Consider the following 12884-nt stretch of genomic DNA (forward strand, 5'->3'; position numbering starts at 1 on the left):
TTGTACCAAATTAGGGTCCCGGTTCTGATGGCTCACCAGATTGATAAAAGCGCACTTGTCATGCATTCGGCAGAACAGATGTTCCGGCTGGTTAACGATATCGACCGATATCCCGAGTTTCTGCCCTGGTGTACGGGCGCGGAAGTCCATGAAGAGGGAGAAGGGCAGCGCAGGGCGTCATTGGAGATTTCCAAGGGAGGTATGCATCATTGGTTTACTACCCGTAACCGGGTCGTTGAGCCGGAACGGATCGAGATGCAGTTGGCGGACGGTCCGTTCAAGCGCTTGAATGGTTGCTGGCATTTTCATCCACTGGATGACAACGCCTGCAAGGTGGTGCTGACTCTTAATTTTGAATTCTCGGGTTCGTTGTCCCGCATGGCTTTCGGTCCCGTGTTCAAGTATGTGGCCAATGCCATGGTTGATGCTTTCTGCAAGCGGGCAGACGAAGTTTACGGTCGGGGGCAGGGCTGATGGAAGTGGAAGTAGCCTACGCCCGGCCCGACAAGCAGCGGATTATCCGCCTGCAGGTTCCGGAGGGGACAACGCTGGTAGAGGCCGCAAGATTGTCAGGCATAGTGGACATGTTCCCGGAGATCGATCTGGAGCAGATCGATATGGGCATTTTCGGCAAGGTGGTGAAAAAGCCGGGGGAGCAGACACTGCGCGAGGGTGACCGGGTGGAATTGTACCGACCACTGAAAATTGACCCCAAGCAGGCCCGGTTGAACCGGGCCAAAAAGAAGGGGTGAGTGTCAGTACGCCGGGGTTTCTTCCAGTAGTTTCGCTTCGTGGTGGCTGTATTGCTCGTCGTCGTAATGAACAACGATGCGCTGTTCTTCGATGTCGCCACCCCGGCGCTGGAAGGTGTACACATAATAGTCCCTGGATGAATCCACCGGATTCGACACCAGTGGAGTGCCCAGAATGGCACGTACCTGGCTTTTCGGCATGCCTTCGGCAAGTTGCGCCAGTTCGGCGTCGGTGACAATGTTGCCTTGCTGGACATTGATTTTGTAGACGCCCGGAAACGAGCAGCCAGACAAGAATAAAATGCTTATGAAAACGATAGCGGTGAGCTTTTGCATCGCCGGGGGAAATCCTCTATCTTGACGTCGCCTGCCTGGGCAGGAGTGAAACGGTAAACCGTTGAACAGCGGCCTCATCATACCCGAAGCCGCGAGGCACACCAAAGAGCGAATGGTAACATGTCATCTGAAAACACCGAATTACGAAAAGTCGGTCTGAAGGTCACTCTGCCGCGAGTCAAAATCTTCAATATTCTGGAGAACGCGGAAGAGCATCACCTCAGCGCTGAAGATGTGTACAAGAAGCTGCTTGACCAGGGAGATGACGTGGGTCTGGCAACCGTTTACCGGGTGCTGACGCAGTTTGAAGCGGCAGGCCTGGTGCTCCGGCACAACTTTGAAGGTGGCCATGCCGTGTTTGAAATGGCCGGAGACGATCATCACGACCACATGGTCTGCACCGAGACCGGTGAGGTGGTCGAGTTTGTTGATGACGTTATTGAAGAGCGTCAGAGAAAAATAGCAGAAGAGCATGGCTATGAAATTGTTGATCACAGCCTGATTCTGTATGTAAAGCCGATCCGCTCCGGCAAGAAGTAAAAAAGCGGAGCCCGGTCAGCCGGGCTCCGCAAACTCTTCGCAACGAAGAGAAGGGGTTAGTGAAGGCCTGTTGCCTTTAATGATGGGTCGCCTGGCCCTTTACGAACATTTCTTTTGCGTGGGCCATGGTTTGTTTGGTCATATCCATGCCGCCGAGCATTCTCGCCACTTCATCAATTCTTCCCTGATCGTCCAGCGCCTCAATCCGTGAGTACGTGGCTTCCGCTTCGGTAAATTTGCTGACAAACAAGTGCTGGTGCGATTGTGCCGCGACCTGGGCCAGGTGAGTAACGCACAAAACCTGACCGTTTTCACCGAGGGATCTCAGCAGCCGGCCAACCACTTCTGCCGTGCCGCCGCCAATACCGACATCCACTTCGTCAAATACGAGGGTGGGGGTGGTTGAGGTTTGTGCCACCACCACCTGAATGGCCAGACTGATGCGTGACAGTTCGCCACCGGAAGCGACCTTGGCAAGCGGGCGTGCTGGCTGGCCCGGGTTGGCGCTGACCAGAAACTCAATATCTTCCAGCCCGTGGGGTGCGGGTTCGCCTCCGGCGTTGCGGTTCAGGTGGGTGACAAACTGCACCGAAGGCATGCTTAGCTGACCCAGTTCTTCGGCGATGCGCTGATCCAGGTCCACCGCCGCCTGCTGGCGCTTTTCAGTGAGCTGATGGGCAAGTTCGTTGAAGGATGCCCGCTGTTCGGCCAGCTCGGCCTCCAGCCGTTCCAGGCTACCTTCGCCGCCGTCCAGCTCTGCCAGCTCGTCAGTGAGTGACTGATGGAACTCGGGCAACTGCTCGGGTGTAATCCGGTGTTTGCGAGCCATCTGGTAGATGGCGCTCAGCCGTTCTTCCACTTCGGCAAGGCGGGCCGGGTCGGCCTCGTAATCGTCCACAAAGCGCCGAAGGTTGTCGCCCGCCTCGGAAATCTGGATTTCGGCTTCACTGAGCATTTGCAGGGTGTCGCTGAGTGCCGGAACCTCTACCGGCAGTTGTTCGAGTTGTTGCAGAGCCTGGCGAATCAGGCCAGCCGCGCTGGTCTCGTCCTCGGTACAGAGCATGGCGGCCTGATGGCTGCCATGCAAAACGGTGTCTGCCTGGGCGAGCTGTTCCTGCTCCCGTTCCAGTGCCTCTTGCTCTCCGGCCTCAAGGGCAAGGCGGTCAAGCTCTTCCACCTGATAACGCAAAAGCTGGATGCGGGCCTCGGCTTCATCGGCATTCTGTCGGCGTTGCTCCAGTTTCTGGCGAGTCTGGTGCCAGGTTTTCCAGGCGGCACGGGTTTGCTCAAGAAGAGCTTCGGCGCCGGCAAATTCGTCCAGCAGTTTGCGGTGGGTTTCTTTGCGCAACAACGACTGATGCTGGTGCTGACTGTGGATGTCCATCAACATGCCCCCCAGCTCTTTGAGTTGTGAGAGCGGGCAGGGTTGGCCGTTGATAAATGCCCGGGACCGGCCTTCCTTGCTGATGGTGCGTCGTAAAATGCAGTGGTCCGGATCATCCAGTTCGTGGGCTTCAAGCCATTGGCGGGCTTCGGGGATGCGGGAAATGTCGAAGCTGGCGGTGATGTCGGCGCGCTTGGCGCCATGGCGCACGGTGCCGGCATCAGCCCGGCCGCCCATGGCCAGGCCCAGGGCGTCAAGAACAATGGACTTGCCAGCGCCGGTTTCGCCGGTCAGGGCTGTCATACCCTTGTTGAAATTCAGCTCCACCTTCTCGGCGATGGCGTAGTTGGAAACCGTCAGTTCCGTGAGCATGCCTGGACCTCCGCTCGTCTTGATACTGTGGTTGTATACAGTGACTGTGAATATATACAGGGTTTTTGCTGTTTGCAAATTCGGGGATGGAAAAACCTCAAAGAATGTTGTCGATAAGGTTGAAACCCGTGGCACGGGCCCCATATCCGTTCGCAAAGTCGTTTCTCCTGTCTTGCAAGGGCAGGACTCATTCAGTGAGCGGTCCCTGGCGGGCCGTGAGATCAGGTATCAGGAGTAGTCATGAGTGCGGACGAAAAGCGCAGTGAACAGGTAGACGAGCAGAACGAAGCAACCGAGGCGGCGGCCGAGGAGAATGTCGCGGCCGAGCAGTCGGCAGAGCCGGAAATGTCGGAAGTAGAGTCGTTGCAGGCTCAGCTGCAGGAGCAGCAGGAGCAGGTTCTGCGAGTCCAGGCGGAAATGCAGAACGTGCGCCGCCGCGCGGAAATCGATGTGGAAAAGGCCCACAAGTTCGCCCTGGAGAAATTCGTCAAGGAATTGCTGCCGGTGGCGGACAGTCTGGAAAAGGCCGTCGAAAGTACGGAAGGCCAGCAGGACGCCAGTGAAATGGTGACCTCCATCCGCGAGGGTGTCGAGATGACTCTGGATCTGTTCAGAAAGAGTCTGGCCAAGTTCAATGTCGAGCAGCTGGACCCGGTGGGTGAGCCGTTTGACCCGCAGCAGCACGAAGCCATGTCGATGGTTCCGGCGCCGAATGCCGAGCCCAACAGTGTGGTGGCCGTGGTGCAGAAAGGCTATTTGTTGAATGGTCGTGTTGTTCGTCCGGCCATGGTTATGGTGGCGAAGGCTGAAGATAGCCCAAAAATCGACGAGCAGGCTTGAAAAGCAGATTAGCGCGCCAATATAGCTTTTAAACAGAAATTGCCGAAGTGAAATGCTTCGGGCAGGAATTCAGAAGAATTGGAGTGATTCAATGAGCAAGATTATCGGTATCGACCTGGGTACGACCAACTCCTGTGTGGCCATCATGGATGGTGACAAGGTCAAGGTTATCGAAAACGCCGAGGGTGATCGCACCACCCCGTCGATCATCGCCTACACCGACGACGGTGAAACCCTGGTAGGCCAGTCGGCCAAGCGCCAGGCGGTGACTAACCCGGACAACACCCTGTACGCCATCAAGCGCCTGATCGGCCGTCGTTTTGAAGACGACGTGGTTCAGAAAGACATCAAGATGGTGCCCTACAAGATTGCCAAAGCCGACAACGGCGATGCATGGGTTGAGGTTAAAGGCCAGAAAATGGCGCCTCCCCAGGTGTCTGCGGAAGTTCTGAAGAAAATGAAGAAAACCGCAGAAGATTATCTGGGCGAGAAAGTGACCGAAGCGGTTATCACCGTGCCGGCCTACTTCAACGACAGCCAGCGTCAGGCCACCAAAGACGCCGGCAAGATCGCCGGTCTGGAAGTGAAGCGCATCATCAACGAGCCGACCGCTGCGGCCCTGGCCTATGGCATGGACAAGCAGAGCGGCGACCGCACCGTGGCGGTTTACGACCTGGGCGGTGGTACCTTTGACCTGTCCATCATCGAAATCGCCGATGTGGACGGTGAGCACCAGTTCGAAGTACTGGCCACCAACGGTGACACCTTCCTGGGTGGTGAAGACTTTGACCTGAAAATCATCGAATACCTGGCGGACCAGTTCAAGAAAGACAGCGGCATCGACCTGCGCGGCGATTCCCTGGCCATGCAGCGCCTGAAGGAAGCCGGCGAGAAGGCGAAAATCGAGCTGTCCAGCAGCCAGCAGACCGACGTGAACCTGCCGTACATCACGGCCGATCAGACCGGTCCAAAGCACATGAACGTCAAGCTGACCCGTGCCAAGCTCGAGTCACTGGTGGAAGAGCTGGTTCAGCGCAGTCTTGAGCCGTGCAAGATGGCCCTGAAAGATTCCGGCCTGAGTGCGTCCGAGGTGGACGAGGTTATCCTGGTGGGCGGCCAGACCCGTATGCCGCTGGTACAGCAAAAGGTGAAAGAGTTCTTCGGAAAAGAGCCGCGTAAGGATGTGAACCCGGACGAAGCGGTTGCCATCGGTGCGGCCATCCAGGGTGCGGTACTCTCCGGTGACGTGAAAGACGTCCTGCTGCTGGACGTAACCCCGCTGACCCTGGGTATCGAAACCATGGGTGGCGTAGCCACGCCGCTGATCGAGAAGAACACCACGATCCCGACCAAGAAGTCGCAGACCTTCTCGACGGCCGAAGACAACCAGACTGCCGTGACCATTCACGTAGTCCAGGGTGAGCGTAAGCAGGCGTCCCAGAACAAGTCGCTGGGCCGTTTCGACCTGGCAGACATTCCGCCGGCAGCGCGCGGTGTGCCGCAGATCGAAGTGACCTTCGATATTGATGCTAACGGTATCCTGAACGTGTCCGCCAAAGACAAGGCGACTGGCAAGGAGCAGTCCATCGTGATCAAGGCTTCTTCCGGCCTGAACGATGACGAAATCGAAAAGATGGTTCAGGACGCCGAGGCGAACGCCGAGGAAGATCGCAAGTTCGAAGAGCTGGTGCAGGCCCGCAACCAGGGCGACGCCATGGTGCACGCGGTACGCAAGACTCTGGACGAAGCCGGCGACAAGGCCAGCGATAGCGAGAAAGAGTCTATCGAAACAGCGATCAAGGAACTGGAAGAAGCGCTGGAAGGCTCCGACAAGGACGACATCGAAGCCAAGACCCAGAAGCTGTCCGAAGCCTCTTCCGAGCTGGCCCAGAAGATGTACGCGGAACAGGGCGCTGATCAGGCGCAGCAGGCTGGCGGCCAGGAAGAAGGCCAGGCCCAGAGTGCTGATGACGCCGTCGACGCTGAGTTCGAAGAAGTTAAAGACGACGACAAGAAGTAATTCCGAGGTACATCAGGTAGTTGGAAAGCGCGGGCCGAGGCCCGCGTTTTCCTCGTTATAGCAACAGGGTTTTACAGCATGGCCAAGCGCGATTATTACGAAGTACTCGGGGTCTCCCGGGGAGCGGACGAGAAGGAAATCAAAAAGGCTTATCGCAAGCTTGCGATGAAGTACCATCCGGACCGCAACCCGGACGACAAAGAATCCGAAGCCAAGTTTAAAGAGGCCAGTGAGGCTTACGAAGTGCTGGCGGATGCCAACAAGCGTGCAGCGTATGACCAGTTCGGTCACGCCGGCGTGGATGGCCAGGCCGGTGCTGGCGGTGGCTTTGGCGGCGGTGGTGCCAGCTTCTCCGACATCTTCGGGGATGTGTTCGGCGATATCTTCGGTGGCGGCGGTCGTGGCCGCAGCACCCGCGGTGCCGATCTGCGTTACACCCTGGAGCTGGACCTGGAAGAAGCCGTCAAAGGCAAGAACGTCGAAATCACCATCCCGGGCCACAAAGAATGCGATTCCTGCGATGGCAGCGGCGCGGAGAAAGGCTCCGGCGTGGAAACCTGCGGCACCTGCAAGGGCATGGGCCAGGTACGCATGCAGCAAGGCTTTTTCACCGTGCAACAGGCGTGTCCGACCTGTGGCGGTGCCGGCCAGATCATCAAGAATCCATGCAGAAAATGCAACGGTCAGGGCCGTGTGCGCCAGGAGAAGACCCTGTCGGTGAAAGTGCCGCCGGGTGTTGATACCGGTGATCGCATCCGGCTGTCTGGTGAAGGCGAAATGGGTGTTGATGGTGGGCCGCCGGGCGATCTGTACGTGCAGGTGGCCGTGCGCGAACACTCCATCTTCACCCGTGATGGCCGCAACCTGTATTGCGAAGTACCCATCAGCATCGTTGACGCCACGCTGGGAGGTGAACTCGAAGTGCCGACTCTGGATGGCCGCGTGAAGCTGAAAATTCCGCCCGAAACCCAGACCGGCAAACTGTTCCGCCTGCGCAATAAGGGCGTCAGCCCGGTACGTGGTGGCCCGGCCGGCGACCTGCTGTGCCGAGTGATCGTCGAAACGCCAGTCAACCTGACCAAGCGTCAGAAGGAATTGATGGAAGAATTCCAGAAAACGCTGGATGGCAATAACGGCAATAACCACGCCCCCAAGAAAACCTCCTGGTTTGAGGGTGTGAAAAACTTCTTCGACGAAATGAAATTCTGAGGGCCGAACCAATGCGGGTAGCAATCATCGGCGCCGCCGGGCGCATGGGCAAAGTGTTGATCGAAGCTGTCGACGGCACCGAAGGGCTGGAACTCGGCGCTGCCATTGTGCAGCCCGGTAGCAGCCTGGTGGGTGCCGACGCCGGCGAAATGACCGGCATCGGTAAAACCGGCGTGAAAATGGCCGACAGCCTGGAAGCGGTGAAAGACGACTTCGACGTACTGGTCGACTTCACCTTCCCGGACCTCACCCTGGAAAACGCCGGGTTCTGCAAGGCCAACGGCAAAATGCTCGTGGTCGGCACCACCGGCCTCACCGATGCCGAAAAAGCCCAGCTCGCCCTGGCGGCCGAATCCACCCCGGTGGTCTTCGCCCCCAATATGAGTGTGGGCGTCAACGTCGTCCTCAACCTGCTGCGCACCGCCGCCGCCACCCTGGGCGACGACTACGACGTGGAAATCATCGAAGCCCACCACCGCCACAAGAAAGACGCCCCCTCGGGTACGGCTTTGCGCATGGGCGAAGTGGTGGCCGGTGCCCTGGGTCGTGATCTGAAAGAATGCGCCGTCTACGGTCGCGAAGGCTTCACCGGCGAGCGCACCCGCAAGGAAATTGGCTTCGAAACCATTCGTGCCGGCGATGTGGTGGGTGATCACACCGTACTGTTCGCCACCGAAGGCGAGCGCATCGAAGTCACCCACAAGGCCAACAGCCGCATGACCTTCGCCAAGGGCGCCATGCGTGCGGCGCTGTGGCTGAAGGACAAGCCGGTGGGGTTGTACGATATGCAGGATGTTCTAGGACTCAAGTAATAGCCGTGGACAAAAATCGCCAGATTTCTTACAATAAGGCGATTTGACTGCACCAAGCGTAACATTAACAAGTTTTTGAAAAAGCGGGACCGGGTTTTACTCTGTCTCGCTTTTTTGCAACCTGAATATGCGCTTGCGTTCCTGTTCGTGACGAACTTACCGCCACTCGATGAGGATACAAGCCTTGAGCACACCAGCAATCCTTGCACTCGCAGACGGAAGCCTCTTCTACGGCACCGCCATTGGCGCAGACGGCGAAACCAGCGGCGAGGTGGTGTTCAACACCGCCATGACCGGCTACCAGGAAATCCTGACCGACCCGTCCTATTCCCGCCAGATCGTGACCCTCACGTATCCGCACATTGGCAACACCGGTGTTAACGAAGAAGACGTGGAATCCGATCGCATTCAGGCCGCCGGCCTGATCATCCGCGATCTGCCCCTGCTCGCCAGCAGCTGGCGCAACCAGCAGAGCCTGGATGACTACCTGCGAAGCAACAACGTTGTTGGTATTGCAGATATCGATACCCGCCGCCTCACTCGCATCCTGCGCGACAAAGGTTCCCAGAACGGCGCCGTTGTGGCCGGTGAAAACGCCACCGCCGAACGCGCCCTGGAACTGGCCAACGCCTTCCCTGGCCTCAAGGGCATGGACCTGGCCAAAGAAGCCACCTGCGAAAAGCCCTACCAGTGGAGCCAGACTGAATGGAGCCTGAAGGGTGGCGGCTACGGTGAGCGCACCGAGTCAAAGTTCAAGGTGGTGGCCTGGGACTACGGCGTGAAATACAACATCCTGCGCATGCTTGCCTCGCGCGGTTGTGACATCACCGTGGTGCCGGCCCAGACCCCGGCCTCCGAGGTGCTGGCCATGAATCCCGATGGCATCTTCCTGTCCAACGGCCCGGGCGACCCCGAGCCCTGCGACTACGCCATCAAGGCCATCAAGGAAGTGCTGGAAACCGACATTCCGGTGTTCGGTATCTGCCTGGGGCACCAGTTGCTGGCCCTGGCCAGTGGTGCCAAATCCATGAAGATGGGCCATGGTCACCACGGCGCCAACCACCCGGTACAGGACATCGCCAAGGGCACGGTAATGATCACCAGCCAGAACCACGGCTTTGCGGTGGACGAGGCCAGCCTGCCGGCCAACGTGGAAGCCACCCACAAGTCGCTGTTTGACGGCACCCTGCAGGGCATTCGCCGCACCGACAAGCCGGCCTACAGCTTCCAGGGTCACCCGGAAGCCAGCCCCGGCCCCCACGATGTGGCGCCGCTGTTTGACGAGTTCATCCAGTTGATGGAAAAGCGATCTGCCTGAAGGCAAGGCCATCACGGATAACTCACGGGCGCTGCCAACAGCGCGAAAGAATTCAAAGTTGCTGACAGGTTTACCGAGACATGCCAAAACGTACTGATATCAAAAGCATCCTGATCCTGGGCGCCGGCCCCATCGTGATCGGGCAGGCGTGCGAATTCGACTATTCCGGCGCGCAGGCGTGTAAGGCCCTGCGTGAAGAGGGTTACCGGGTGATTCTGGTGAACTCCAACCCGGCCACCATCATGACCGATCCGGTCATGGCCGATGCCACCTACATCGAGCCGATCACCTGGAAAACCGTCGAAAAGATCATCGAAAAGGAACAGCCGGATGCCCTGCTGCCCACCATGGGGGGGCAGACCGCATTGAACTGCGCGCTGGATCTGGAAAAACACGGCATCCTGGAAAAACACGGCGTGGAAATGATCGGCGCCAACGCCGACACCATCGATAAAGCCGAAGACCGAGACCGTTTCGACAAGGCCATGCGCAAGATCGGCCTGGAGTGCCCCCGCGCCACCATCGCCCACTCCATGGCGGAAGCCTGGGAAGTCTCAGAAGACATCGGTTTCCCCTGCATCATCCGTCCGTCCTTCACCATGGGTGGCTCTGGCGGTGGTATTGCCTACAACAAGGAAGAGTTCGAGGAAATCTGTACTCGCGGCCTCGACCTGTCCCCGACCAACGAGCTGCTGATCGACGAATCCCTGATCGGCTGGAAAGAGTACGAGATGGAAGTTGTCCGTGACAAAAACGACAACTGCATCATCGTCTGCTCCATCGAGAACTTCGACGCCATGGGCGTGCACACCGGTGACTCCATCACCGTGGCCCCGGCCCAGACCCTGACCGATAAGGAATACCAGATCATGCGGAACGCCTCCCTGGCGGTTCTGCGTGAAATCGGGGTGGAAACCGGCGGCTCCAACGTGCAGTTCGGCATTAACCCGGACACCGGCCGCATGGTCGTTATCGAAATGAACCCTCGGGTATCCCGTTCCTCGGCGCTGGCCTCCAAGGCCACCGGCTTCCCGATCGCCAAAGTGGCGGCCAAGCTGGCGGTGGGTTACACCCTCGATGAACTGCAGAACGAAATCACCGGCGGCGTGACCCCGGCCTCGTTCGAGCCCAGCATCGACTACGTGGTTACCAAGATTCCGCGTTTCACCTTCGAAAAATTCCCGCAGGCGGACGCCCGCCTGACCACCCAGATGAAATCCGTGGGTGAGGTGATGGCGATTGGTCGCACCTTCCAGGAGTCCCTGCAGAAAGCCCTGCGCGGTCTCGAAGTCGGCTCCGAGGGCATGGATGAGAAACTGGAAGACCTGCAGTCGGAAAGCTCGAAAGAGACCCTGACCCGCGAGCTGAACGTGCCGGGCGCCGAGCGCATCTGGTACATCGGCGATGCCTTCCGCTCCGGGATGACCGTCGAGGAAGTGTTCCGCAACACCCATGTGGACCCCTGGTACCTGGTGCAGATCGAGGATCTGATCCGCGAAGAGGAAATGCTGAAGTCCGCCGGCAAGGCCGATATCGACAAAGCCACCCTGTTCCGCCTCAAGCGCAAGGGCTTCTCGGACGCCCGCCTGGCCAAGCTGCTGGGCATTTCCGAAGTCAGCCTGCGCAAGCTGCGCCACGACCTGGACGTGCGCCCGGTTTACAAGCGCGTGGACACCTGTGCCGCGGAATTCGCCTCCGACACCGCCTACATGTACTCCACCTATGAGGAGGAGTGTGAGTCGGATGTTTCGGATCGCGATAAAATCGTGGTGATTGGTGGTGGCCCGAACCGGATCGGCCAGGGCATCGAGTTCGATTACTGCTGTGTTCACGCCGCCCTGGCCATGCGCGAGGACGGTTACGAAACCATCATGATCAACTGCAACCCGGAGACCGTGTCCACCGATTACGACACCTCCGACCGGTTGTATTTCGAGCCGATCACCCTCGAGGACGTGCTGGAAATCGTCTACATCGAGAAGCCCAAGGGCGTGATTGTCCAGTACGGCGGCCAGACTCCGCTGAAGCTGGCCCGTGGGCTGGAGGCGGCCGGCGTGCCCATCATTGGCACCAGCCCGGACGCCATCGATCGCGCCGAGGACCGCGAGCGCTTCCAGCAGATGATCCAGCGCCTGGGTCTGAAACAGCCGGAAAACGCCACCGTGCGCAGCCACGAGGAAGGCATCCTGGCGGCTCGCGAGATTGGCTACCCGCTGGTGGTTCGTCCATCCTATGTGCTGGGCGGCCGCGCCATGGAAATCGTCTATGACGAGAAGGAACTGGTGCACTACATGCGCAGCGCGGTGCTGGTGTCCAACGACAGCCCGGTACTGCTGGATCACTTCCTGAACGCGGCCATCGAGGTAGACATCGATGCCATCTCCGACGGCACCGACGTGGTGATCGGCGGCATCATGCAGCATATCGAGCAGGCTGGCGTGCACTCCGGTGACTCCGCCTGTTCACTGCCCCCGTATACCCTGCCCAAAGAGGTGCAGGATGAAATGCGCGAGGCGGTGAAGAAAATGGCCATCGAGCTGGATGTGATCGGCCTGATGAACGTGCAGCTGGCCTGGCAGGACGGCGAGATCTACGTGATCGAGGTGAACCCGCGGGCCTCGCGGACGGTGCCGTTTGTGTCCAAGGCGGTGGGCGTTTCCCTGGCGGCGGTCGCGGCTCGGGTCATGTCCGGTAAAACCCTGAAAGAGCTGAACTTCACCCAGGAAATTGTACCGGAACACTACTCGGTGAAAGAGTCTGTGTTCCCGTTCAACAAATTCCCGGCGGTCGATCCGATTCTCGGCCCGGAAATGAAGTCCACTGGCGAAGTGATGGGCATCGGCGACAGCTTTGATGAGGCCTTCGCCAAGGCTTCCCTGGCGTCCGGTGAGCGTTTGCCGGTCAAGGGTGTGGCTTTCATGTCGGTGCGGGATGTCGACAAGCCTGCAGCGGCCAAGGTGGCGCGCGACCTGCAGGAAGCCGGTTTCCGTATCATCGCCACCACCGGCACCGCCCAGGCGCTGGCCGAGGCGGGTGTTGAGGCCGAGCGGGTGAACAAGGTCCGTGAAGGTCGGCCGCATATTGTTGATGCCATCAAGAATGGCCAGGTGCAGTTGATCATCAACACCACCGAGGGTCGCAAGGCCATTGCTGACTCGGCGCAGATTCGCCAGTCCGCCTTGCAGACCAAGACAACCTATACAACGACACTGGCAGGTGGCGAAGCGTTCTGCCGGGCCATCAAGTTTGGTCCGGAGCGCACCGTTCGTCGTCTCCAGGAACTACACGCAGGAAAGTAAGA

11 protein-coding genes are annotated in these 12884 nt (G+C 58.8%); 9 read left to right on the forward strand and 2 right to left on the reverse strand.

Translation table 11 applies throughout. From position 1 onward, the window contains the following. The first annotated feature begins 27 nt into the window (after positions 1 to 27). A complete protein-coding gene (locus tag BMZ63_RS03220; RefSeq protein ID WP_091701851.1) occupies positions 28 to 474 on the forward strand; it encodes a type II toxin-antitoxin system RatA family toxin in 447 nt (148 codons plus the stop codon). Further along, the gene (locus BMZ63_RS03225; protein WP_091701565.1) at positions 474 to 752 is read left to right on the forward strand and encodes an RnfH family protein; all 279 of its coding nucleotides are present in this window, start codon (positions 474 to 476) and stop codon (positions 750 to 752) included. Before BMZ63_RS03220 ends, BMZ63_RS03225 begins: the two co-directional genes overlap by 1 nt. A gap of 3 nt (positions 753 to 755) precedes the next feature. Here BMZ63_RS03225 and BMZ63_RS03230 read toward each other — a convergent pair whose 3' ends face one another. Further along, the gene (locus BMZ63_RS03230; protein WP_091701567.1) at positions 756 to 1088 is read right to left on the reverse strand and encodes an outer membrane protein assembly factor BamE; all 333 of its coding nucleotides are present in this window, start codon (positions 1086 to 1088) and stop codon (positions 756 to 758) included. Positions 1089 to 1208: 120 nt separating this feature from the next. Here BMZ63_RS03230 and fur point away from each other — a divergent pair, with 120 nt between their 5' ends. After that, positions 1209 to 1628 (forward strand): ferric iron uptake transcriptional regulator, encoded by a 420-nt coding sequence (fur, locus tag BMZ63_RS03235; protein ID WP_091701570.1) that lies wholly within the window; start codon positions 1209 to 1211, stop codon positions 1626 to 1628. Between the two features lie 76 nt (positions 1629 to 1704). Here fur and recN read toward each other — a convergent pair whose 3' ends face one another. Further along, a complete protein-coding gene (gene recN / locus BMZ63_RS03240) occupies positions 1705 to 3384 on the reverse strand; it encodes a DNA repair protein RecN (RefSeq protein WP_091701573.1) in 1680 nt (559 codons plus the stop codon). Between the two features lie 240 nt (positions 3385 to 3624). Between recN and grpE the strand changes: the two genes are divergently transcribed. The 6 genes from grpE to carB all read left to right on the forward strand — a co-directional run bounded on the left by grpE (position 3625) and on the right by carB (position 12882). Further along, entirely contained in the window at positions 3625 to 4224 is a 600-nt protein-coding gene (grpE, locus tag BMZ63_RS03250; RefSeq protein WP_091701578.1) for a nucleotide exchange factor GrpE, read from the forward strand. Between the two features lie 91 nt (positions 4225 to 4315). Then, positions 4316 to 6244, forward strand: coding sequence for a molecular chaperone DnaK (dnaK, locus tag BMZ63_RS03255; protein ID WP_091701580.1), 1929 nt, complete (start codon positions 4316 to 4318; stop codon positions 6242 to 6244). Positions 6245 to 6322: 78 nt separating this feature from the next. Then, complete coding sequence (gene dnaJ, locus BMZ63_RS03260) at positions 6323 to 7453, forward strand: molecular chaperone DnaJ (RefSeq protein WP_091701583.1); 1131 nt, start codon at positions 6323 to 6325, stop codon at positions 7451 to 7453. An 11-nt stretch (positions 7454 to 7464) separates the two neighbouring features. Next, on the forward strand, positions 7465 to 8265 hold the full coding sequence (dapB, locus tag BMZ63_RS03265) for a 4-hydroxy-tetrahydrodipicolinate reductase (protein ID WP_091701584.1): 801 nt from the start codon (positions 7465 to 7467) through the stop codon (positions 8263 to 8265). A gap of 184 nt (positions 8266 to 8449) precedes the next feature. Further along, a complete protein-coding gene (carA, locus tag BMZ63_RS03270; RefSeq protein ID WP_177187016.1) occupies positions 8450 to 9583 on the forward strand; it encodes a glutamine-hydrolyzing carbamoyl-phosphate synthase small subunit in 1134 nt (377 codons plus the stop codon). Positions 9584 to 9663: 80 nt separating this feature from the next. Continuing rightward, a complete protein-coding gene (gene carB / locus BMZ63_RS03275; protein ID WP_091701589.1) occupies positions 9664 to 12882 on the forward strand; it encodes a carbamoyl-phosphate synthase large subunit in 3219 nt (1072 codons plus the stop codon). Positions 12883 to 12884 lie beyond the last annotated feature (2 nt).

Origin of the sequence: Marinobacter persicus (assembly GCF_900114155.1) — a bacterium.
Lineage (GTDB): Bacteria > Pseudomonadota > Gammaproteobacteria > Pseudomonadales > Oleiphilaceae > Marinobacter > Marinobacter persicus.